We start from the raw sequence: 21,566 nt of genomic DNA, 5'->3' as shown, positions 1-21,566 counted from the left end.
ATCTTTCCAAGATCGGGACGGAAAACGGGAGGTAGAAAGAAAAATGAACGATTCGATTCGCAAAATCGGAACGAAGGAATTGGTCGCCTGCGCGTTGTTCACGGCACTGATTGCCGTCGGCGCCTTTATAAAAATCATGATTCCCTTAGGGCCCTTTGCGGTGACCTTCTCGCTACAATTCTTCTTCGCCCTGATGGCTGGTTTTTTGCTGGGGCCCGTAAACGGCCTTATGAGTGTGTTGTTGTACTTATTTATCGGCTTGATCGGCATCCCGATCTTCGCCCATGGCGGCGGCCCGGGCTATTTAATGCGGCCCACCTTCGGCTTTTTGATCGGATTTGCGGCGGCGGCTTACGTAGTGGGGCGGCTCTCGAAAGACCTGCGCGCCATGCCCCTTCGGCATATGATTGCGGCGGCATTTGCGGCAGAGATGGCCTATTACGCCTGCGGACTGGTGTATTACTTTGTCATGTTTAACTACGTCGTGCCGGGCGTCGCGGGTATCGGCCTTTCGGAGCTATTCTCCGTGTGGTTTTTCAGCACCGTGATCCCCGATTTCGCCTTGTGCGTGGCGGCGGCCCTTGCGGCGGATCGCATACGGCCCCATATCGGCTTGCCGCGGCGCCGATAGATAAAAGCACACATCCCATCCCGGACTAGAAACGAGGAAAACCGCCTGCGGGCGGTTTTTTGTTGCGCCGCGGAAATGATTTGAGGGAGAACAATTTTGATGATATGATATATTCATCAAAATAAAGGCTGGGATGCATGTGAGAAAATACAGAAAAAGAGAACACGTAGAAAACTACCTGAGGGCGGAACACCAGGGCGATCCGCTGTTCGGGGATATTTTCCTGCCCCATATTTCCCTTCCGGAGGTAAATATCGGGGAAATCGATACGACGACGCGCTATCTGGGACGGGAAGTGCCCTTCCCGCTGATGATTAACGCCATGACCGGCGGCACCGATTTTACCGAAGATATCAACGCCGATCTGTCGGAACTCGCGCGCCGCTTTGCGCTTCCCATGGCCGTCGGCAGCGAAACCATTGCCCTGGAAGATCCTTCGGCAGAAGAGAGTTTTCGCATTGTGCGCAGAAACATCGGGGAAGCGGGCATCGTACTCGCGAACTTAAACGGCAATTTGCGCGTAGAAGACGCACGGCGTGCGGTGGATTTAATCGATGCTGACGCCCTGCAAATCCACTTAAACCCGGCGCAGGAACTGGCCATGAGCGAAGGCGATCGGGATTTTCGCGGCATTACCGAGCGCATTGCGCGGGTCACCGAGGCCCTGGAGGTCCCCGTTATGGTCAAGGAAGTGGGTTTCGGCATGGACGCTTCGGTGATCGAATCTTTGTATGCAATCGGCGTGCGCTACGTCGATATATCGGGATTCGGCGGCACCAATTTCTTCGAAGTAGAAGATATGCGTTGCTCCACCGTAGATATGACCGATCTATACGACTGGGGCATCCCCACCGCCTACGCCCTGTATAATGCGGTGGCGCTTCAAAAAGAAGGCCTTCACATCACCGCGTCGGGCGGCATTCGAAGCAGCCTCGACGTCGTAAAGGCGCTGGTGATCGGTGCCGATATGGTGGGAATCAGCGGAGAGATTTTGAAGTATCTGATCCACGGCGGGTTGGACTATGCCTCCGTATATTTGGAAGACTTGCTCTATAAAGTGCGCGTGCTGATGGTGCTCGTCGGGGCAAAAGACATACAGGAACTGAGAGAGGTGCCCTGGCGTGCCACGGGCCGCCTCCTCGAACTCATGAGGTGATAGAATGTACGACGTAATCATCGTAGGCGGGGGACCAGCGGGACTGACCGCGGCCATCTATTGCGGCCGGGCCAACTTGAAGACCTTGGTGCTCGAACCGGAACTCGAAGGCGGACAGATGGCCATGACCATGGAGATCGCCAACTACCCCGGCGCCAACGAGGACGACACGGGCATGGATCTCGCCATGCGCATGGGCAAACAGGCGCGCACCTTCGGCGCGGAATTCGCCCGTGCATCGGTGGAATCCTTGACATTGGACGGAGAGGACAAGGTGCTCGCCACTACCGACGGCGAATACCGCGCCCGCGCCGTAATCGCCGCCACCGGCTCGCGTCCCCATACCCTCGGCATACCGGGAGAGGAAAAATTCGTCTCCCGCGGCATTAGCTACTGCGCCACTTGCGACGGCGCCTTCTACCAAACCGGCGACGTCTACGTCATCGGCGGCGGCAACTCCGCCGTAGAAGAAGCGCTGTACCTGTCCGGGCTCGGCGCCAAGGTGCATATCGTGCACCGCAGGGATCAGCTCCGCGCAGAGGCCTATCTCGCCGACTTGGCGCTAAAAGACGAAAACATCGAAATCCTCTGGAATACAGAGCTCAAAGAAGTCATCGGCGATGTAACCGCCGACGGCCTCGTCCTCTACAACAACAAAGAGGACAAAAGCTATACCGTAAAAAAAGACGACAAGCCCTTGGGCATCTTTATCTATGTGGGCGCTCGGCCGCGCACCGAATTTTTGGCCGACGTCTTAGAACTCGACAACGGCTATGTGCCCGTGGATGCGGAACAGCGCACCGCCGTTCCCGGTCTCTTTGCCGCGGGCGACATCGTGGCAAAGAAGTTCCGCCAGGTCATCAACGCTTGCGGCGAGGGCTGTACCGCCGCCATGGCGGTGGCACTGGACCACGTGCGGGAACAAAAATAAGAGATTTATTTGCAATCCCCCGATTTCGTCGGGGGATTTTTTGTGGCGCGATCCACTACGCGACCTTGTCAAGGCATATACACAAACGGTATGCCCGACGATCTGCCATTTGATTTTTCGATAGCAGGGGATTCCGATTGTTCGGGCAAATCGCCCTATGGTATATTGAGAGGCAGAGTATCAGAAAATGGAGTTGAGATCTTGATTGAAGTCAGCCATCTAAAAAAATCCTTCGGCGAACACACGGTGTTGGACGACATCAGTTTTCGCATCGAAGACAAGGACGTCTTCGGCATTATCGGAAAGAGCGGATCCGGAAAGACGACCCTACTGGATTGTCTGTCGGGCTTACAGCCCTTTGAGTCGGGGAGCATCCGCATCGACGGCAAAGAAATCGCCGCCCTTGATGCCGACGAGGCGCGTATGCTTCGCAAAGAGATCGGTTTTGTGTTTCAGCATTTTTCGCTCCTATCTCGGCGAAATGTGCTCGAAAACATCGCGCTTCCCATGCAGTGTTGGAAGTACGATAAAAATACGATCGATACGCGGAGCCGACAACTGGCAGAGACCGTGGGGCTGGGGGAGCATATACATAAACGTCCCCGCGCGCTTTCCGGCGGGCAAAAACAGCGCGTCGCCATCGCCCGCGCGCTGAGCCTGGAGCCGCGATATATCGTCTGCGACGAGTTTACCTCGGCCTTGGATCCCAGCACGACCAAATCGATTTTGGCGCTAATGGAGGAGATCCGAAGACAACAAGACGTCACCATTCTCCTCGTCACCCACGACATGGCGCTGGCGGAGCGGATGTGCAATCGCATGATTCTCTTGGAAGAGGGAAAAATCGTAGAAAGCGGCGAACCGTCGGCGATCTTTGCCGGCAAATCCGAAGCGTTGCGACGATTGACAGAGGGGGAGGCGTAATATGTTTGAAAACACGCAACTGGCGGAATACCTGCCCGATGTGATCGTGCCGGCGCTTCTCGCCACCTTCAAGATTATGTTCTTTTCCGCCCTGATCTCTATGGCCTTGGGTGTGGTATTCGGCGTGCTCCTCTTTATTACGGGGAGGGGCGGCCTGTGGGAAAAACCCGCCTTGCACGCCGTACTCGGAAAAATTACCGACGTGCTGCGCGCCTTTCCCACGATGATCTTAATCGTCTCCTTGGCGCCGATGACCCGGCTGTTAGTGGGAACCGCCGTGGGGGCCGATGCCGCCATCGTAGGCATCAGCGTCGCCTGTACGCCCTTTGCCACCCGCATGATCGAAAACTCGCTTCAGACCGTAGATCCCAATCTGATCAAGGCGGCGCGCTCCTTCGGCGCGAGCAATTTTCAGATCATCTACCGCGTGCTCTTGGTGGAGGCACTGCCGTCGATCGTTTCCAATTATACGATTCTATTGATCAATATGCTCAATGTATCCACCATCGCCGGCGCAGTGGGTGCGGGCGGCTTGGGCGCCGTGGCACTTACCTATGGCTATCAGCGATTTGACTACGGCATTATGTACTTTATCGTGATCATACTGTTGATCATCGTCCTATCCATTCAGGGGACGAGCAAGTGGTTATTCCAAAAATTGAAGTAGGAGGAAATTATGAAGAAACTATTTACAGCAGCGGCGCTTCTCGCCGTAATGATCGCGGCGGTGGGCTGCACGAAGGCCGATACGGGCGCAGGCGCAGAAGACAAAGAATTGATCCGCATCGGCGGAACATCTGTCTCTCAAATCTACTACGAAGCCTGCAAAGACGACTTTGAAAAAAAGGGATACAAGACCGAATTCGTTCCCTTCGACGCCAATCCCGTCGTATTGGAAGCCTGCAACAGCGGCGATGTGGATATTTCTATCGGCCAACACCTCAAGTTCGTCGAATCCTTTAACGCCAACAAATCCGGCGATCTGACCATGGCAAAGCCCTATGTATTCCATACCGGCATCGGTTTGTACTCCGAAAAGTACGACGCCGTGGACAAAATTCCCGACGGGGCGAAGATCGCGGTTATGAACGATCCCATGAACGAAGACATTGCCATGCGGATTTTGGAAGAAAACGGATTGGTCGAACTAAAAGAAGGAAAGGATCTCTACACCAAAGCCGATGTGACGAACAATCCGAAAAACATCGAAATCGTCGAAATGGAACAGGCACAGACCGTAACGGCGCTTCAGGATTTGGATGCCGCCTGTGTATTTTTTACGCATATGGCGAGTGCCGGAAAGGATCCGAGCACCTATCTCGCCAGAGATACCGTAATGATCCGCTACCCCATGGGCGTAATCGTCAAAAAAGAAAATGAAGCGGCACAATGGGCGGTGGACTTAGCCGAAAGTATGCGCACGGACGCATCGCAGAAAAAAATCGAAGAAGAATTCCCCGGCGTATTCACATTCTACACCAGCGACGACGAGGCGAAATAAATGGACGATTTTCTCGTCGCGACCCAAAAGCTGTATGCCCTCTTGGATCTAAAGTACAAGGCTGTAGGCGTCGAGGTGCTCAAAGATCGAGAAGCCTTTGAAGCGGAAGACGCGCAGCCCATCCAAAATGCCATCAATTATTGCGGGGCGGTGCGCGCAGCCACGCGGGGACACGGCATCAAAATTTCCCGCGGTAAATTCCGCTGCAAAAGCGCCGAGCGCTTCTTCGGCATTCATCCCGACGATCCCGCAAATGCGCGCGGAGAAAATTGGCATAGATTGGGTCTATACGAACAAAAAGAAGTATCCGAAGCGATCCGAACGGGCCAGCGCACACTCCCCGATGGCAACTACGGCGTCGTCGTGCGCCCTTTGGAAGCGTGGGACCGCTGCCCGGAAGTCGTACTGATCTTCGATGTGCCATATATTGCTATGCGCATCGTACAGGGATACGGCTATAAATACGGCGAGCCGGAGGGGCTACGGATCTTGGGGAATCAAGCGGTGTGCTATGAGTCCACCACCTTGCCCTTGACCACCGGTTCGCTCAACCTTTCGCTGTTGTGTATCGGCACCCGACACCGAGCGGGATGGGCGAAAGAAGATATGTCTGTCGGCATTCCTGGAGATAAATTTGCGGGCGTCGTAGAAGGCATAGAGAAAACGGCCAATACTATGGAGGGGGATGACGAAAAGCGCAGAATCCTCTCCCGGTGGGACGAAAAATCCTGGGGACCGCTACCTTTGCGGTTTCGATACAATTACTATATGGACTGCAAATAATCGAGTTCAGCTGAAACCGAGTCCGGAAGGATTCGGTTTTTTTGTCGCCGAACAAAAGCAATAGACGCAAAAAAAGCGAGTACGTGCATTGCACGTACTCGTTTCTATTTGTAGATCTTCGCGGGCGCTATTTATTCCGCCGGCGCTTCTTCGGGGGCGGGTTCTTGGGGCGCCTCTTCTGCCGGTGCCGCTTCTTGGGGCGGCTGTTCGGAGAATTGGGTCATGGCGTCGATCAAGTCCTGTGCCTTGATGGGGGCGTGGATCTCGTAGCCGCCGGGCAAGATTTTCGCCGTGGCGCCTTGTTCCTGGAGCATGGTGAGGAAGGTGTAACGGTCCTGCACCAGATTTTCCTTGGCGACGATATTGGCGACGATTTCGTCGGTGGCGTTATAGGGGATTTCGATGGTGACGGTGCGGGTCGCCTTTTGCAGTCCGTCTTCGGTGAGTTGTTTTAGAATGGTCTCGGGAGATGCGCCTTCGGAGATCTCGAAGGTGCCCTCGGTAAAGTAGTTGGCGACGCCGGATTGAACCGCCATGGCGCGAAAGGCCTCGGCGTCGTTGATCAGGCCGAGTTCTTTCAACCGGGCGGCGATGGCCGCAGGCGTCGTGTCTTCTACGGTAAGTAAAGTCGTCTCTTTCGACGCGTTTTTGGCGGCATCGGTGATCTTTCCGAACTGCTCTTTGGAGGACTCGATTTCCGCCACGATGCCGCTGTCTTTTGCGTTTTCGGGGGCGGTCAGTCCGAACAAGTGGTTCATGCGCCATTTGATGACGAACAGGAGTACGGCGAGGACACAGACGATGCCCAAAAATCGCAGTACATTTACCAGAGATCTCGCTAATCTTCCGCTATATTTCATACTGCCTCTTTTCCTTTTTGTGCGTAAATTCGATATAATCAATGAGAATGGCTATATTATACCACAGCCGCGAGAAAGGAAGGGAATCGCACTTGATCTCTTACAAAATTGACACAAACGATGCGGGAATGCGACTGGATCGCTACTTAAAAAAGCTTTTGCCCAAGGCCAAGCCCTCGCTCTTGTATAAATCCATCCGCAAGAAGAATATTACCGTAAACGGAAAGCGCGCCAAGGAAGACGATATGTTAACGGCGGGCGATTCGGTGGAGGTGTTTTTTAGCGACGAGACGATCGAGAAGTTTTCCCGCAGGCCCCGCTCGGCGGCGGGCAAATTCCCGAAGATCGTCGCCGAGACCGAGGACTTTTTGATTATGGACAAGCCCGTCGGGGTGCTGAGCCACGGCACGGGACGCCGGTATGAGGATAATATGGTCGATCGCATGATTGCGTATTTGATTCATACCGAGGCGTACAATCCCCGGGCGGAGCACACGTTTACGCCTTCGGTGGCGAACCGCCTGGATCGAAACACCGGCGGGCTGATCATCGGCGCAAAGACCGCCGAAGGGCTTCGCCATGCCAATCTGTGGCTTCGGGAACGAAAGCTGAAAAAATACTATCTCACCATTGTCGAAGGCCGGCTGGAGGATGTGCGGGAGGTGGAGAATTACCTGGAAAAAGAAGGGGAGAAGAACCGCATGCGCGAATCGGCGGACGGCAAGTACGCCCGGGGCATTTACCGGCCCCTCACCTATGGGGACGGCTGCACGCTGGTGGAAGCGGAGCTGATTACCGGGCGCACTCACCAGATCCGCCAGCAACTCGCCTCGATCGCGCACCCCATCGTGGGCGATCAGAAGTACGGCAAGAAGGCATCGGCCTTTCCCGCGCTCCATCACCAGCTCTTGCATGCCTATAAGTTAGTCTTTCCCAAAACCGAGGCGTTTCCCGCGGTCTCGAAAAAGACCTATTTATCGGAGCCGGGCGGCAAGTTTCGGGCGATTCGGAGGGAACTGCATGTGTAATATCGGGATCGACATCGGCGGCACCACGATCAAGCTCGGGGTATTGAATGCGGCGGGCGCACTTGCGGCGAAGCGCAGTGTAGACACCCCCGATACGCCCGATGGGGTGGCGGATGCGATTAGAGAGGCGGTGTCGGAATTTTCTGTCGAGAGCCTGGGGATTTCTACGGCCGGGACGGTGGACAGAAAGACGCTGTCGCTCACGGACCTCGGCGGCAATGTAAATGCCTGGGGCCACTACCCCCTAAAGGACGCGCTGGCGGCGCGGGGCGTGCGCCTGGACGCGCTGGAAAACGACATGAACTGTGCGTTGATCGGCGAAATGCACGGCGCCGATGCGGTGGCGCATACGCTGTGGATCGGGATCGGAACGGGAATCGGCGGCGCCTATTACGGCGAAGATGGGCTCTTTCGCGGCGACCGCGGCCACGCTCTCGAGATCGGGCACACCATCGTGGTGCGCGGCGGCAGGCGGTGCAGCTGCGGGCAGAGGGGCTGTGCCGAGGCGTATTTCAGCGCGGGAGCGCTCAAGGCGGCGCGCGATGCGGCGGGTTTTTCCGACACGCAGGCATTTCTTGCGAGTGAAGATCCCGCGGCGCGGGCGTATCTCGAGGGGCTCGCGGATTTTTGTATCGGCCTGGAAAACACCTTCGATCCGGCGCGGATTGTAATCGGCGGAGGAATCGCCGAGTACGCGCCGCAGATCGGCAGGCTCTTATCCGAATTGGTGCGATCCCGGGGAAATGCCAACTGCCGGGGCCGCATCGCCGTCGCGACCAAGGGAAACGACGCCGGCATGATCGGCGCGGCGCTTCTCGGAAAGGCCGCCAGAGAGGAGGCGCAATAGATGCGCATTGTAGAGATACCGGTGGGTACGGGTCCGGAGATCGTAGAGCAATACGCCTCCGGACCTTTTCGCACCACCTATGTATTGGAAAACGGAAGAAGTTTGGCGCGTATCAAGGAATATTGGGCGCGTCGGGGCGGGGCGCTGGGAATCGACTGTATGACGCTCACCGACGTGGCCGAAGAGCTCGCCATGGAAGAAGTGCGCAACGAGCGGGCGGCGTATCTGCACTTTCGCCACCGCCTTCGCCGCACAAAAAGCGCCCTTGCGCATATCGGGGAGCCGGAGCGGGTGCAGGCGTTGTTTTCGTTTTTGGATCGCGCCCGATGGGTCGATTTTTCGTATCGCGAACTGCCCTATTCCTGGAAGCCAGAATACCCCGAATTGCTGCGCCTGTTCGAGGAAGTGCGGCGCGAAGAAGACTATGTCGGGGCGCCCGAGATCTTTACGCGCGCACTGGAGGCGGAGGTCTATGTAAAGCGGGCCTATTATGTATTCGGCTTTTTTGAGTTTACCGAAGCGGAACGCGCGCTCCTCGAAAAGCTGGACGCCGTTTCCCCGGTGACGGTCTTTCGCTTTGTGCCGGAAGAGCCCGCTTCTGGGGTACGGTGTATTGCCTCGCTCGACGAAGCGCGGATGTTTCGGCATATCGGTGACACCGTACGAGAGGCGCTCAAAGACGATCCCGCCGCGCGCGTGGCGGTGGTGGCCTTTCACGAGGCGGATCGATACGCGATCGAAAGCACGCTCGAAAAGGACGGCGTTTTTGTATCGAAGTGTACCAACGTCCTGGACACTTCGCCTGTGGCCGGCGAGCTGCGGATTTTCCTGCGCTTTTACGACGAGGGCATGGAAGGGCTTTTGGCGCATTTGCGCTCCCGCTTTTCGCGGATTGCGGACGGAAAAGAACTCGCCCGCGTGCTCGAATCCGTCGGAGCAGACAGCCTCAGGGCGGCACAGGAGGCGCTCTCGTATCGTTGGTTGGGCGAGGAAGCGGATCGGGCGTTATTGTCCCGAAACTTGCCCGCACTCCGCACATTGTATCGCAATCGGCCGCGCACGACGTCCGATTTTCTCGACGCGATAGAATCCATCTTGCCCACGGGAGAGGCGGATTTGGACGAAGCGCTCGCCGAAGCGATCCCCGCACTGCGGGAGGGTTTCGGCGCCGATGTGGACGCCCGGGAATTCGAGGCGCTCCTTTCGGCAGAACTGCCCGCCGAAGAGACCGACGGGGTCGAGGTGCTCTCCCTCGCCGGCGCATCGGGCGGCGCGTACGACCTCTTGATCGTCTACTCCCTGGACAGCCGCTTTCCGCAACGCGAAAAGGAGAGCGGTCTGATCCACTACGACAACGAAGCGCGGTTAAAGGAACTGGGGCTGTTTGCGGATTTTCACCGCAAGGAGACGGATTCCATGCGCCTGGACCATTTGATCGCCTCGTCGGGCAGGGCCATGCTCTATACCATCGGCGACCAGGAGGCGTCCGCCGCCTTTACGAAATACGCCGAAGCGGCGGGGACGATAGATCTCGACCAAAAGCGCGAGGCATACGTGCAGGCGGCGGATCTCGGCGTGGATGCGCGGGGATTTTCGCCGGCGGGGGCGGCGGCGCTTTCTGCCCATTTGCAGCAAAAGTCCGTATCCACGACGCAGATCGACGACTTTCTCGCCTGTCCCTTTCGCTTTTTTATGGATCATGTGTTAAAAGAAAGCGCAGAGGATCGGGGCAGAAGGCGCTTTATCGAGCGGGGAAACTTGTACCACAAGGTGTTGGAGTCGTACTTCGCCGGAACCTGCCACCAAGAAGACATCCCCGATAGGGTGCGCGCCTACTTTGATGCGCATCTGGCGGATCTCCTGCCGCCCTATATGGCGCCGTATTATAAAGCGCGGTTTGTCGAATTTGTCGGCGCCGCCGCTCAAAACGAAGAGGAGCGCCTACGGTCCGCGGACAAAAACGGTGGGTTCGCCCCCGCCTTTTTTGAGACCGACTTTACCCTCCCCTTCGGGGCCTATACCATTCGCGGGCGGATCGACCGGATCGACCGCGACGAAGCGGCGAACGAAATTCTGATCGACTACAAGTCTCGGGGCGTGCCCGTCTTTACGGAATTTGAAAACCATACCAAGCTCCAGCTCTATATCTACGCCATGGCGCGGATGTATATGGGGCACCCTGTGGCGGGACTCGAGTACGTGTCGGTGGAAGGGGCGAAGGAATCGATCATGCTCAGAAATACCGAGCGAATCGGATCGTATACGCGCCTCCGGAAGGTGCGAAAGACCGACGATGCGGGCTGGCAGCAAAAGATCGACGATGCGAAGGCGGCGGTGGCACGCGCGCTGAAGGACATGCAATCGGGAGAATTTCCCGCACAGCCTGCGAAGGAATCGGTCTGTACCTATTGTCAATATATGCCGGTGTGTAGAAAGGACGAAGCGGAATGCGACTAGACGAAATGCAGCGAAAGGCGGCAGAGGGGATCGACGCGTCGATGGCGGTTTCCGCCGGCGCCGGGGCGGGAAAGACCCGCGTCCTGACCGAGCGCATCCGCAACATTCTCACCCGCACCGACGAACGGGTGCTCGCCATCACCTTCACCGTGCGCGCCGCCGAGGAGATGCGCGCGCGGATCGAGGCCGCGGTGGATGATCTCGATCCCGGGCGGGTGAAGGTGTCGACCATCGACGGATTCTGTCGCCACTTGCTCCATATACACAGCGACCGCGCCGGGACCTTGGGCGGCATGGAACAGCTGCAGGAAGGGGAAGCGCGGGCGATGCTCGAGGCGTCGTATCGAGAGATCGAAGAGGCGCTGATAGCACTCGGCGCGGATACATTGATGCACGCGCTCGATATGCGGCCCGCTGCCTTTTCTGCGGAGGTAATGGATTTTTACGAGGAGCTCCGCACGCGGGGCAATCTGCATGCCTTTCGGACCAAGCGGTTTGCGGCGACCGATCCCGAGGGCGAACTCATGCGGCATGTTTTATATATGAAGCAAAATTACCCCAAGGGGAATACCAAGTTTCAACAGGCGCTCAAGGCGATCGACGACGAGGCGCTATCCGCCCTTTCCGGGGCGGATCGGACCGCATTTTTGGAAAGTTTGCCGGCCCCCGGCGGAAAGAGCACCTTTCGGCCCGAGGATCAGGAGAAGTTCGACCGATTGCGCCGCGAGATGATGATGGCGCGCGAAGAAGAAAATCGCCCCTATACCGAAATTTTGGCGCAGATCTTTCGCCGCCTCGACGAAAACTACCGCAAGCACAAAGACGCGGCGGGGGCGGTGGATTTTGCGGACCTGTTGGAAAAGGCGACGGCGCTGATCGAGGCCGAGCCGGCTCTTAGCGCTTCCTATGGCCATATTCTGGTCGACGAGTTTCAGGATACCAATCCCCTGCAGATCCGCTTTTTGGAGCGCCTGGCCGAATCGAGTACGGTCTTTGTGGTGGGCGATAAGAAGCAGTCGATTTACGGCTTTCGCGGGGCGGATCTCGACGAGAGCGCGGCATTTCGCCGCAAGCTGAAAGAAGCGGGGGGCGTCGTGGCGGAACTGACGAACAACTACCGCTCCCACGCCGCGCTGGTGGATGCGATCAATGAGATCTTTGCGCCGCAGATGCCGGACTATGTGCCCCTCGCGGGCCACGGGACGGGCGATGTACGATTGGAAGCGGTGGACCTGGGCGAATCCGCTTCGCAAGAAGAGCGGGTGCGCAAAGAGGCGGAATGGATCGCCGCCGATATACAAGAAGGCGGAGGCGGAAGCCGCGCCCTCCTTTTGCGCACCACCACCCACGCGGCGATTTACGAGGCGGTCTTTCAGGCCTACGGCATCCGCTACCGCAACCGGAGCGGCCGGGGATTCTTTGAGACGCGAGAAGTGCGCGATCTCCTCGCGCTACTGCGCGCCAAGGCGAAAGGCATCTTCGATGCCGAAGCCCTTCGCGGTCCCTTCGTCGGCTACAATCGCGAGGATCTCTTTTTGGAAGCGAAAGATCCGAATTATAGCACACAAAAAAAGCGGGCGTGTCTCGATCTGCTGCAGAAGATCGACGTCTACGGTTCCGCCTACGACGCCCTGCAGACGGCGGTGTATGCGACGGGATATGCCGTCTATGTGCGCGAACGCCGCGGCGAGCAGGGCATCGCGAATCTGGACCGCCTGTTTGCGTTGGCAAAGGAATACGACGCCGAGGGATCGACGCTGTACGGCTTTGTCGGCGAAATGGAACGCCGCGCCCGGTGGGAAGACGAGGGACAGGCGCGCTTCGGCGGCGATGCGGATATCGAGATTTCCACCATTCATAAGGCGAAGGGGCTGGAGTACGACACGGTCTATTTGGGGGCGCTGTTTACCAAAGAAAAAAGCGACGGCGGCCATTGGAACTATTCCGATCTCTACGGCGCGGGCCTCTGCCGAGACGGGGCGCGCTACGCATTCGATCAAAACGCCGATGCGATGGCGCGCTTTCGCGAAGAAGAGGCGCGCCGGCTCCTCTATGTCGCCATGACCCGCGCCAAGAGCGCCCTCGTGCTCTTGCGGTCGGGCAAGGAGACCGAGGGATTCTCTGGCTTTTTGCAGTCGGTGGCATTTACCGCCGATCCCAAAATGCCCAAGCCGCCGAAGCGCGCGCAAACGGTTCCCCCGGCCCACGCCGTTTCCGCGCCGGTCTCGGTAGCTTCCCGAAAACCCGTCACCTCGGCGAGTGCGCTCTTACAAACCGTAGAGGCGCCCTACGCGTCGGCGGGCTTCGGAAAAAAAGAAGCGGCGCGCCGCCGTCACCTGGGGGTGTTGTTTCACCACTATATGCAGCGGGCGCAGGGCCCCGACGCGCGTCTTCGTGCGCACTTGCTCGCATCGGCCCGCCGGCGGGGCTTGGACGAGGCGCGGCTTTCGGCGTATATCGACGCCTATGACGATCTCTTCGGCTGGGGCGAGATTCTCGCCGCCGAAGTGCCCTTTGTGGTGGATTTTCCGCGGGTTATATTGGAAGGGGCCTTCGACCAGATTCGAAGGATCGACGGAAAGATCGCCATCGTCGACATGAAGACCGGCACGCGTGGCGCAGAAAGCCCCGCCATGGCGGTTTACCGCCTGCAACTGGGCCTTTACGGCATGGCGTATCGGCAGATACGCGGCACATTTCCCACGCTATATATCTATACGCCGGCGGACGGAAAAAAGACCGAGGTGCGACTGACGACAGAGGAAATCACGCGCATTGAAAAAATGTTAAAGGGATAGTTTTACAGAGAAACGAACGGGGTATCATTAAGATCAAAGAAGGTAAAATTTTTATTGACAATGACCAAGCAGATTGGTAGGATATAAGTAGACAAATCTGTGATCTGTGCGGAAAGGGAGGACAATATGGAATTAAAATTCGACGTACAGGGTATGACCTGTTCCGCCTGCTCCGCCGCCGTGGAGCGGGAAGTCTCCAAGGTGGACGGGGTTTCCTCTGTGGCGGTCAACCTTCTCACAAACTCCATGAAACTCGAGGCGGACAAGAGCCGCATTCCCGCCATTTTGCAGGCGGTGGACGATGCGGGCTATACCGCAACGCCGGCCGATGCGCCCGAGGGGGTGCGCGAAGCGGCGGATCCCTTTGAAAAAGAAGCGGAGGCGAAGAAGCGGCGACTGATTTTCTCGGTGGCGCTTCTGATTCCCCTTTTATATATCTCTATGGGCTCGATGATGGGACTTCCGATCCCCGCATTTTTAGCGGGAACGGAAAATCTGCTCTCCTTCGCGCTGGCACAGGCGATTTTGACAACGGCGATCTTATTTCTCAATCGCCACTACTATAAAAACGGCTTGAAGTCCCTGTGGAAGCGCCACCCCAATATGGACGCACTCATCGCCATCGGATCGGGAGCGGCCTTTCTCTACGGCATTTACGTCATCTTTCAGCTGTCCTACGGCTTCGGCCACGGCGATATGGAACGGGTGATGCACTTCGGCCACGAACTGTATTTCGAATCGGCGGCGACCATTGTCGTCTTGATCGACTTCGGAAAGTGGCTCGAATCCCGCGCCAAGCATCGTACCTCCGATGCCATTCGCGGCTTAATGGACCTGACGCCCAAGACCGCGACGGTCATAAGAGACGGCGCAGAAATGCGCGTTTCCGTGGCAGAGATCGCATTGGGCGAGAAAATCGTATTAAAGCCCGGTGAGAATGTGCCGGTGGACGGCACGGTGGTAGAAGGCATCAGCTCCGTCGACGAATCCGCCTTGAGCGGCGAGTCGATCCCCGTCGAAAAGTCCGAGGGGGACGCGCTGATGGCGGCGACGACCAACGGCTCCGGCCGGCTGGTCTTTACCGCCGACCGGGTGGGGGAAGACACCACCATCGCGAAAATCATCGCCTTGGTAGAAGATGCCAATGCGACCAAGGCGCCGATCTCGAAGATCGCGGACCGCGTGGCGGGCGTCTTTGTTCCCGTGGTCATCGCCATCGCGGCGATCGTCGGCATCGTATGGCTTCTGCTCGGCTACGGCGCGGAATTTGCGCTGCGTCTCGCGATCTCGGTGCTCGTCATCAGCTGTCCCTGTGCACTGGGCCTTGCCACGCCGGTGGCGATTATGGTCGGCACGGGACGGGGCGCCAAGGCGGGCGTGCTCTATAAGAGCGCCGAATCGCTGGAGGTGCTCCACGAAGCCGACACCCTGATTTTGGACAAAACCGGTACCATCACCCGGGGCAAACCCTTTGTGACCGATGTAGTGGCACTCGATCGCGATCCCGAGGCATTTTATCGCATGGCCTATGCGCTCGAAAAATCCTCCGAGCACCCCTTGGCCGAAGGCGTGATCCGCGGCTTTGAGGCGCGCTACCCCAACGCATCCGCCGATCGCGTGACGGATTTCGAATCGCTTCCCGGCAGGGGACTGCGCGGTAAGATCGACGGGCGGTGGATCTACGGCGGCAATATCACCCTTATGGAAGAGATGGGACAAGACCTCTCGCCGATCGAACAGGCGCTGGACGAAGCCCTTGCGGCGGGAAAGACGCCCCTGGTATTTGCCGATGAAGATGAAGTGTACGGCTTTATCGCCGCCAAAGACATCGTGAAGGCAAATTCCCCGCGCGCCCTCGAAGCGCTGCGCAAGCTGGGCAAGAAGATCGTGATGCTTACCGGCGACAACGAAAAGACGGCCCATGTCATCGCCGCCTCCCTTCCCATCGATACGGTGCACGCCGGGGTCCTTCCCGACGAAAAGGAAAGCGTCGTGCGTCGCTATCAGGAAGCGGGCAAGGTCGCCATGGTCGGCGACGGCATCAACGACGCCCCGGCACTCGCGCGGGCGGATGTGGGTATCGCCATCGGCGCCGGCACGGATATCGCCATGGAAAGCGCCGATGTGGTTTTGATGCACAGCGACCTCTTGGATGTGGTGAGCGCCACCAAACTCTCCGAGGCGACCATCCGCAATATTAAGGAGAATCTGTTCTGGGCGTTTTTCTACAATGTCATCTGTATTCCCGTGGCGGCCGGGGTCTTTTATATCCCCTTCGGCCTCACCTTAAGCCCGATGATCGCCGCTTTGGCGATGAGTCTGAGTTCGGTCTTTGTGGTGACTAACGCCCTTCGGCTGAACTTTACCAAATTGGACACCGATCGCGGCGAGCGGGAGGCGGAAGCGGCGCCCGAAGCAAAAATTTATCGATTAAACGCTACCTCTCACCCGCAAAAGGGGTATACGCATAAATACAGCGGAAGCGGAAAGGAGAAAATACAAATGGATAAAAAGATTTTGGAACTCGACGGCATGAGCTGTAACCACTGTGTCGGCAGAGTCGATCAGGCATTAAACGCCCTCGAGGGCGTAAAGGCGCAGGTTACGCTGGATCCGCAACAAGCCGTCGTCGAAGGGGAAAACCTCGATGCGGACGCGTTGAAAAAAGCGGTGGAAGACGCAGGGTATACGGTAAAATCCGTAAGATAAGCGAAAAGCGCCCACGGCGCTTTTTTCTTTCGGGAGGAAATATGGCAGATTTTCGATTTGAGATCGTAGAACACATCGGCGTGCTGGGCGAATCCGGCATTTGGAAGAAGGAATTGAACAGGGTGTCGTATAACGGCGGGGCGCCGAAATTCGACATTCGGTCCTGGAACGAGGACCATACCAAGATGACCAAGGGCATTACCATGACGCCCGAGGAATTCGAAGCCTTAAGAGAACTCGTCAAATAAGGAGGGGCGTATGGCAAAACTCGGAATCGTAGGCGCGGGCCACGTGGGCGAAATCGTCGCCTATACGGCGGCGCTCCGTGGGGGCTTTCGAGAGATCGCCCTGTGCGATGTCGACGAAAAACGCCTCGACGGCGTGGTGAGCGACTTAGAAGACGCGACGCGATTTTATCCGCACAATATCGATTTTTTTGCGGCGGACTACAAGCAGATCGCCGATGCGGACATCATCGTCATCGCCAGCGGGCGCATCCCCGAGAACGCCCAGCGGCGCGACGAGTTCAAGAACAATCACGAAGACGTGGCGCACTATGTGCCCGAAATCGTAAAGAACGGCTTTACCGGCGTATTTGTGGTGGTCACCAATCCCTGCGATGCGATCGCATACCATGTGTGGAAGTACTCGGGCTTCGACAAATGCCGCATTATCGGAAGCGGCACCGCCCTAGACAGCGAGCGCGCCCGCACGATGCTCGCTCGCATTTTGGGCGTCGCCCCCGATTCGGTCGCATGCATGATGCTCGGAGAACACGGCGACAGCCAGTTCCTGCCCTATTCCCGCGTGCGCATTCACCATATGGCGCTCGACGAATACCTCAAAAAGCACTATATGGAATTGGACAAAGCGGAATTCGAGGAGTCGGTCATCTACCGGGGCCACCGCGCCTTTTTCGGAAAGGGTTCGACCCAGTACGGCATCGCCAATACGGTAAACGACATCTTGGATGCGGTGCTGTACGACGAAAAGCGCACGCTTCAGGTATCGGCCCTCCACCAGGGAGAATACGGCGTCGACGATGTGTTTATCTCCACGCCCTGCGTGGTGGGCACAGCCGGCATCGAAGAAGTGGTGGAGCTCACCCTGACTGAAGAAGAGCTGGCGCGGTATAGGGAGAGCGCCGAGACCATCCGCAAGTACCGGGTGGAAGCATGAAGCGCGAGGAAATTCAAGCAAAACTTCGCCGTTTCTTCGCACACAGATACGGCTGGGACCGGCTGAACCGCGCCCTGTATGCGGCGGGTTTGGTGCTCCTCGTGATTTCTTTGGTCTTCAAATGCGAGCCCTTGTCGCTGTTTTCGGCGATCCTGCTGGGGCTATGCGTCTTTCGCGCCCTCTCGAAGGATCGCGGCAAGCGTCGCAAGGAGAACCAAAAATATCTCGACGGCACAAAGCCCCTATATGCACTCGCGGCACGCATCAAAAACAGCCGATACTACCGATACGTACACTGTCCCTCCTGCAACCAACTCGCCAAGGTGCCCAAGGGAAAAGGCAAGGTGCGCATCCGATGTCCCCACTGCGGTTTTCGGTACGAACGACGCGTGTAGGGCGCGAAAGGACCGGATTTGTGGCCGAAGGTGGGAAAATTGTGGCCAACTGTTGCTTTTATAGCCCTTATGGTATAATACTTGGGATATAAATTATGGAGGGATACCGATGACAGAAATCAAAAAACAAGAAAAGAATAAAGTGTACTTTGACGTGGTCGTACCCGCGGCCGAAATCAAGGAAGCGGAGACCAAGATCTATAAAAAGAACAAGAACTACTTCAACGTTCCCGGTTTTCGGAAGGGACATGTGCCCAAGAAGATTATCGAGCAGTTCTACGGCGAAGGCATCTTCTTCGAAGACGCGTTGAACGAAATTCTGCCCAAGTACTACGAAAAAGCAGTCGAAGAATTGGACCTGAAGGTCATCGACCAACCCAATGTGGAGATCGACGAAGAGACCTTTGACCGCAACAAAGACGTCACCGTGCAAATCGACGTGGACGTGCGTCCCGAGGTCACCCTCGGCGAGTACAAGGGCGTCGAAATCGAAGCCGTACCCACCGAAGTGGGCGAAGAGCTGATCGACAACGAAATCGACAAGCAAAGACATCTGAACGCGCGCCATATCAACATCGACGACCGCGCCGCCGAAGAAGGCGACAAGGTCAATATCGACTTTAAGGGCGAAGTCGACGGCGAAGCCTTTGAAGGCGGAAGTGCGGAAGATCAGGAACTCGAACTCGGCAGCGGCTCCTTTATCCCCGGCTTTGAAGAAGGCATCGTGGGACACGAAGTCGGCGACGAATTCGACATCGACGTCACCTTCCCCGAAGACTACTTCTCCGAAGATCTGAAGGGAAAAGAAGCGGTATTCCACATTACGCTCAATTCCATCGGCCGCGAAGAGCTGCCGGAATTGGACGACGAATTTATTAAGGACATCTCCGAATTCGACACCGTCGAAGAATATCGCGAAGACATCCGCACCAAAAAGACCGAAGAGGTCGTAAACAACGCCAAGAACCTGCGCGCCAACCGCGTACTGGAAAAAGTGGCGGAAAATATGCAGGTCGAACTGCCGCCGGTCATGGTCGATGCGGCCATCGAAGAGCAAATTCGCAATATGGATTACAATATGCGCTCCCAAGGCATTCAACTGGAACAATATCTGGGTATGCTCGGCCAGGATCTCGACGAATTTAAGGCGAGCATGCGTCCCGACGCGGAAAAAGAAGTCCTCAAGTCCCTCGCACTGGAAGCGGTGGTCGCAAAAGAAGGCTTTGCCGTCGACGACGAAGAGATCGAAAAAGAAGCCAGAGAAATGGCGAAAAACTATTTCAAGGGCGACGAAGATAAACAAGAAGAGATGGTCAAGACCATGCTCGAAACCAATACCGACGCTTTGCGCGGCGATCTGGAACGCAGAAAAGCCGTCGACTTTTTGGTAGAACATGCCGTAGAAGTCGAAGCGGAAGAGAAAGACGAAGAAGAAACAACAGAAGCATAAACGAGGCCTCGGGCCTCGCATAAGGAGGCAATCATGGCATTAGTACCTATGGTCGTAGAACAGACCAATCGCGGTGAGAGAAGTTACGATATTTATTCGAGACTGCTCAAAGACAGAATCATCTTTTTGACCGGAGAGATCAACGATCAGATCGCCGATTTGGTCGTGGCACAACTCCTGTTTTTGGAGTCCGAAGATCCCGATAAAGACATTCAGATCTATATCAACTCCCCGGGCGGTTCGGTGAGCGCGGGCTTTGCCATCTACGATACCATGCAATATATCAAACCCCACGTCTCTACCATTTGCGTAGGCCTGGCGGCATCGATGGGGGCATTTTTGCTCCTCGCTGGCGAAGAAGGCAAGCGCTATGCGCTCCCCAACGCCGACATTATGATCCACCAACCCTTGGGCGGCGCCCAAGGACAGGCGACGGATATCCAAATCCACGCGAAGAAGATTTTGAAGACGCGGGAACAGATGAACAAGATTATCGCCGAAAGAACCGGACAACCGCTGGAAAAGGTGGAAACCGACACCGATCGGGACTTCTTTATGTCCGCCGAAGAGGCGAAGGCCTACGGCATTATCGATGACGTCATCGAAAAACGTAAATAGTTAGGAGCATTCATGTCGAAAAATTCGGACGATTTGCGCTGCTCTTTTTGCGGCAAATCGCAACAACAGGTAGAACGCCTCATCGCAGGCCCGAATGTGTATATTTGTAATGAATGCATCCGCCTGTGCGATGAGATTTTGGAAGAGGAATCGCGCATTCGCGAGATTCCCCGCGAGGAAAAGCTGCCCACCCCGGCGAAGATCAAAGAGACCTTAGACGATTACGTCATTCGCCAGGAACGCGCCAAGCGCTCCTTGGCGGTGGCGGTATACAACCACTATAAGCGGATCGGCAATTTGGACCGCGCCCAGTCCGACGACGGCGTAGAGATCCAAAAGAGCAACATCCTTATGGTCGGCCCCACCGGAAGCGGCAAGACCCTTCTCGCGCAAACCATGGCGAAGATCTTGGATGTACCCTTCGCCATCGCCGACGCCACCTCTCTTACCGAGGCGGGCTATGTGGGCGAGGACGTAGAAAATATCATCCTCAAGCTGATTCAGGCGGCGGATTACGACATCGAAGCCGCCGAAAAGGGCATCATCTATGTCGACGAGATCGACAAGATCGCCCGCAAATCCGAAAACGTCTCGATCACCCGCGACGTAAGCGGCGAGGGCGTGCAACAGGCCCTCCTCAAGATGATCGAAGGCACCGTCGCCAATGTGCCGCCCCAAGGGGGCAGAAAGCACCCGAACCAGGAATTTATCCAGGTGGATACCACCAATATCCTGTTTATTCTCGGGGGCGCCTTCGACTCCTTGGACAAAATCATCGAGGCGCGCATGGGAAAAGGCGGCATCGGATTCGGTACGGAAATCAAGCGGAGCAAGCACGACGAGATCGACCTCTTAAAGCATCTCGAAGGCGAAGACCTCTTAAAATACGGCTTGATTCCCGAGTTTATCGGCCGTCTGCCGGTTACCGTGACCTTAGAAGAGCTGGACAAGGACGCGCTGGTGCACATCCTTACAGAGCCCAAAAACGCCCTGGTCAAACAGTACGAAGCGCTGTTTGCCATGGACAATGTGGAACTGGAATTCGAGGAGAGCGCATTGGAAGCCATCGCCGAAAAGGCGATCGCCAAAAAATCCGGTGCGCGGGGCCTGCGCGGCACCATCGAAGAGGTGATGATGGACACCATGTTCGAGATTCCCTCCTTCGAAGACATTCGGCGGGTCATCGTGACCAAAGAGAGCGTAGAGGGAACGGAAGACCCCGTTCTAATCAGAGACGAGCCCTTACAGAAGACCTCGTCGGACCAATAAGGGAAAGGCTCACTGCGGTGGGCCTTTTTG

Annotated in this window: 19 protein-coding genes; 18 read left to right on the top strand and 1 reads right to left on the bottom strand. The window is 56.7% G+C overall.

The window, feature by feature from the left end; genetic code table 11:
* Window positions 1-43: 43 nt before the first annotated feature.
* From EL294_RS05975 to EL294_RS05945, 7 genes are all read left to right on the top strand, one after another.
* Window positions 44-631, top strand: a complete 588-nt coding sequence (locus tag EL294_RS05975) for a biotin transporter BioY (protein WP_197721087.1) — start codon at window positions 44-46, stop codon at window positions 629-631.
* A gap of 133 nt (window positions 632-764) precedes the next feature.
* On the top strand, window positions 765-1,787 hold the full coding sequence (gene fni, locus EL294_RS05970; RefSeq protein ID WP_331852443.1) for a type 2 isopentenyl-diphosphate Delta-isomerase: 1,023 nt from the start codon (window positions 765-767) through the stop codon (window positions 1,785-1,787).
* A 4-nt stretch (window positions 1,788-1,791) separates the two neighbouring features.
* Window positions 1,792-2,718: a thioredoxin-disulfide reductase gene (trxB, locus tag EL294_RS05965; protein WP_126465759.1), complete on the top strand. Its 927-nt coding sequence runs from the start codon at window positions 1,792-1,794 to the stop codon at window positions 2,716-2,718.
* A 201-nt stretch (window positions 2,719-2,919) separates the two neighbouring features.
* On the top strand, window positions 2,920-3,642 hold the full coding sequence (locus EL294_RS05960) for a methionine ABC transporter ATP-binding protein (RefSeq protein ID WP_164715244.1): 723 nt from the start codon (window positions 2,920-2,922) through the stop codon (window positions 3,640-3,642).
* 1 nt (window position 3,643) lies between these two features.
* Window positions 3,644-4,309 (top strand): methionine ABC transporter permease, encoded by a 666-nt coding sequence (locus EL294_RS05955; protein WP_126465757.1) that lies wholly within the window; start codon window positions 3,644-3,646, stop codon window positions 4,307-4,309.
* Between the two features lie 9 nt (window positions 4,310-4,318).
* A complete protein-coding gene (locus EL294_RS05950; protein WP_126465756.1) occupies window positions 4,319-5,143 on the top strand; it encodes a MetQ/NlpA family ABC transporter substrate-binding protein in 825 nt (274 codons plus the stop codon).
* Entirely contained in the window at window positions 5,144-5,926 is a 783-nt protein-coding gene (locus EL294_RS05945; protein ID WP_126465755.1) for a DUF169 domain-containing protein, read from the top strand.
* Window positions 5,927-6,057: 131 nt separating this feature from the next.
* On the opposite strand, the gene EL294_RS05940 is transcribed toward EL294_RS05945, so the two are convergent.
* Window positions 6,058-6,786 (bottom strand): endolytic transglycosylase MltG, encoded by a 729-nt coding sequence (locus EL294_RS05940; RefSeq protein ID WP_126465754.1) that lies wholly within the window; start codon window positions 6,784-6,786, stop codon window positions 6,058-6,060.
* 128 nt (window positions 6,787-6,914) lie between these two features.
* Here EL294_RS05940 and EL294_RS05935 point away from each other — a divergent pair, with 128 nt between their 5' ends.
* From EL294_RS05935 to clpX, 11 genes are all read left to right on the top strand, one after another.
* Complete coding sequence (locus EL294_RS05935; RefSeq protein WP_164715243.1) at window positions 6,915-7,814, top strand: RluA family pseudouridine synthase; 900 nt, start codon at window positions 6,915-6,917, stop codon at window positions 7,812-7,814.
* On the top strand, window positions 7,807-8,661 hold the full coding sequence (locus EL294_RS05930; protein ID WP_126465752.1) for an ROK family protein: 855 nt from the start codon (window positions 7,807-7,809) through the stop codon (window positions 8,659-8,661). Before EL294_RS05935 ends, EL294_RS05930 begins: the two co-directional genes overlap by 8 nt.
* Window positions 8,662-11,118 carry a PD-(D/E)XK nuclease family protein gene (locus tag EL294_RS05925; protein ID WP_126465751.1) on the top strand — a complete coding sequence of 819 codons (2,457 nt, stop codon included), beginning with the start codon at window positions 8,662-8,664 and terminating at the stop codon, window positions 11,116-11,118.
* Entirely contained in the window at window positions 11,109-13,916 is a 2,808-nt protein-coding gene (locus tag EL294_RS05920; RefSeq protein WP_126465750.1) for a UvrD-helicase domain-containing protein, read from the top strand. The genes EL294_RS05925 and EL294_RS05920 overlap by 10 nt, the downstream gene beginning before the upstream one ends.
* 126 nt (window positions 13,917-14,042) lie before the next feature.
* Window positions 14,043-16,625: a heavy metal translocating P-type ATPase gene (locus tag EL294_RS05915; RefSeq protein WP_126465749.1), complete on the top strand. Its 2,583-nt coding sequence runs from the start codon at window positions 14,043-14,045 to the stop codon at window positions 16,623-16,625.
* A gap of 41 nt (window positions 16,626-16,666) precedes the next feature.
* Complete coding sequence (locus EL294_RS05910) at window positions 16,667-16,873, top strand: YdbC family protein (protein WP_126465748.1); 207 nt, start codon at window positions 16,667-16,669, stop codon at window positions 16,871-16,873.
* Window positions 16,874-16,883: 10 nt separating this feature from the next.
* Window positions 16,884-17,804 carry a lactate/malate family dehydrogenase gene (locus EL294_RS05905; protein ID WP_126465747.1) on the top strand — a complete coding sequence of 307 codons (921 nt, stop codon included), beginning with the start codon at window positions 16,884-16,886 and terminating at the stop codon, window positions 17,802-17,804.
* A complete protein-coding gene (locus tag EL294_RS05900; RefSeq protein WP_126465746.1) occupies window positions 17,801-18,199 on the top strand; it encodes a hypothetical protein in 399 nt (132 codons plus the stop codon). The genes EL294_RS05905 and EL294_RS05900 overlap by 4 nt, the downstream gene beginning before the upstream one ends.
* A 109-nt stretch (window positions 18,200-18,308) precedes the next feature.
* Window positions 18,309-19,649, top strand: coding sequence for a trigger factor (gene tig / locus EL294_RS05895; RefSeq protein WP_126465745.1), 1,341 nt, complete (start codon window positions 18,309-18,311; stop codon window positions 19,647-19,649).
* A gap of 33 nt (window positions 19,650-19,682) precedes the next feature.
* Window positions 19,683-20,267 carry an ATP-dependent Clp endopeptidase proteolytic subunit ClpP gene (clpP, locus tag EL294_RS05890; RefSeq protein WP_126465744.1) on the top strand — a complete coding sequence of 195 codons (585 nt, stop codon included), beginning with the start codon at window positions 19,683-19,685 and terminating at the stop codon, window positions 20,265-20,267.
* A 12-nt stretch (window positions 20,268-20,279) separates the two neighbouring features.
* Entirely contained in the window at window positions 20,280-21,536 is a 1,257-nt protein-coding gene (clpX, locus tag EL294_RS05885; RefSeq protein ID WP_126465743.1) for an ATP-dependent Clp protease ATP-binding subunit ClpX, read from the top strand.
* Window positions 21,537-21,566 lie beyond the last annotated feature (30 nt).

Origin of the sequence: Aedoeadaptatus ivorii (genome assembly GCF_900638585.1) — a bacterium.
GTDB lineage: Bacteria > Bacillota > Clostridia > Tissierellales > Peptoniphilaceae > Aedoeadaptatus > Aedoeadaptatus ivorii.
The sequence above is the reverse complement of the archived record's forward strand: the minus strand, read 5'-3'. Positions and strand labels throughout refer to the sequence as shown.

Bases quoted from the DNA above. Each gene is read 5' to 3' on its own strand.
- EL294_RS05975 (WP_197721087.1), top strand. From the start codon at position 44: ATGAACGATTCGATTCGCAAAATCGGAACGAAGGAATTGGTCGCCTGC.
- fni (WP_331852443.1), top strand. From the start codon at position 765: ATGCATGTGAGAAAATACAGAAAAAGAGAACACGTAGAAAACTACCTG.
- trxB (WP_126465759.1), top strand. From the start codon at position 1,792: ATGTACGACGTAATCATCGTAGGCGGGGGACCAGCGGGACTGACCGCG.
- EL294_RS05955 (WP_126465757.1), top strand. From the start codon at position 3,644: ATGTTTGAAAACACGCAACTGGCGGAATACCTGCCCGATGTGATCGTG.
- EL294_RS05950 (WP_126465756.1), top strand. From the start codon at position 4,319: ATGAAGAAACTATTTACAGCAGCGGCGCTTCTCGCCGTAATGATCGCG.
- EL294_RS05945 (WP_126465755.1), top strand. From the start codon at position 5,144: ATGGACGATTTTCTCGTCGCGACCCAAAAGCTGTATGCCCTCTTGGAT.
- EL294_RS05940 (WP_126465754.1), bottom strand. From the start codon at position 6,786: ATGAAATATAGCGGAAGATTAGCGAGATCTCTGGTAAATGTACTGCGA.
- EL294_RS05935 (WP_164715243.1), top strand. From the start codon at position 6,915: ATGCGACTGGATCGCTACTTAAAAAAGCTTTTGCCCAAGGCCAAGCCC.
- EL294_RS05930 (WP_126465752.1), top strand. From the start codon at position 7,807: ATGTGTAATATCGGGATCGACATCGGCGGCACCACGATCAAGCTCGGG.
- EL294_RS05925 (WP_126465751.1), top strand. From the start codon at position 8,662: ATGCGCATTGTAGAGATACCGGTGGGTACGGGTCCGGAGATCGTAGAG.
- EL294_RS05920 (WP_126465750.1), top strand. From the start codon at position 11,109: ATGCGACTAGACGAAATGCAGCGAAAGGCGGCAGAGGGGATCGACGCG.
- EL294_RS05915 (WP_126465749.1), top strand. From the start codon at position 14,043: ATGGAATTAAAATTCGACGTACAGGGTATGACCTGTTCCGCCTGCTCC.
- EL294_RS05910 (WP_126465748.1), top strand. From the start codon at position 16,667: ATGGCAGATTTTCGATTTGAGATCGTAGAACACATCGGCGTGCTGGGC.
- EL294_RS05905 (WP_126465747.1), top strand. From the start codon at position 16,884: ATGGCAAAACTCGGAATCGTAGGCGCGGGCCACGTGGGCGAAATCGTC.
- EL294_RS05900 (WP_126465746.1), top strand. From the start codon at position 17,801: ATGAAGCGCGAGGAAATTCAAGCAAAACTTCGCCGTTTCTTCGCACAC.
- tig (WP_126465745.1), top strand. From the start codon at position 18,309: ATGACAGAAATCAAAAAACAAGAAAAGAATAAAGTGTACTTTGACGTG.
- clpP (WP_126465744.1), top strand. From the start codon at position 19,683: ATGGCATTAGTACCTATGGTCGTAGAACAGACCAATCGCGGTGAGAGA.
- clpX (WP_126465743.1), top strand. From the start codon at position 20,280: ATGTCGAAAAATTCGGACGATTTGCGCTGCTCTTTTTGCGGCAAATCG.